Raw genomic sequence first — 692 nt, 5'->3', positions numbered from 1 at the left:
CGGGTCGAGCAGGTCGCTCGTGTTGATGTCGCCCGCTTGGTACTGCGCGTACGCATCATCAGCGTACTCGTCGACGTTCGCCTGAATCTGATTTGACTGATTGTAGGTGTTGTCGAGAATCTCGGCGTAGGCCACCGCACTAAGAACGTGAGTCGTAGATCCGTCCGACGGGTCTTCGGCTTGGATGGACCCCATAGTCGTGATACCGGGGTCGGCCGTCGAGCGTGGCATGATAGTCGTCTCAGGGGCCACGTGGTAGTCTCCATTCGTTGAGTAGTCCATCGCTCGCAGGGTCTGCGTCGACCCATCCGAAAGCGTGTACGTCTTGTTGTCCCACTCTGTGATGTGCGAGAAACCGTCTGGAGTGAGGGCAAGTCCGCTTTCCGTGTGGAGGTACCCGAGTGTGTACGTCTTCGCGTTCCAATCAGCAATCACGTTCCGCTGGACGCCGGTGTAGTACTCCGCGACTGTCTGATTGGCCGCGACTTTCGCCTGACTGACCGTCGAGCCGTTGTTGAGCTCGTTAACGATGGTGATTTTCGCCTTCGACCACGCGACCGACCGCGTGTCTTCGAGGAAGTTACTCGTCGTCGTCGTGTACGATTCGGAGGCGTCAGCAATCCCGAGGGCGGAGGCGTACGCGTCAGTCTTCGAGACGTTCTCATAGTCGATTTGCTCGCCGGACTCCCAGC

Annotated in this window: 1 pseudogene; it reads right to left on the bottom strand. The window is 58.5% G+C overall.

Annotated features, from left to right (window positions below):
- Nucleotides 1-692, bottom strand: a pseudogene (locus tag DVK00_RS20655) (hypothetical protein); the annotation flags it as partial.

This window comes from Haloarcula sp. Atlit-47R, from assembly GCF_003665985.1.
Taxonomy (GTDB): Archaea; Halobacteriota; Halobacteria; order Halobacteriales; family Haloarculaceae; genus Haloarcula; species Haloarcula taiwanensis.
The sequence above is the reverse complement of the archived record's forward strand: the minus strand, read 5'-3'. Positions and strand labels throughout refer to the sequence as shown.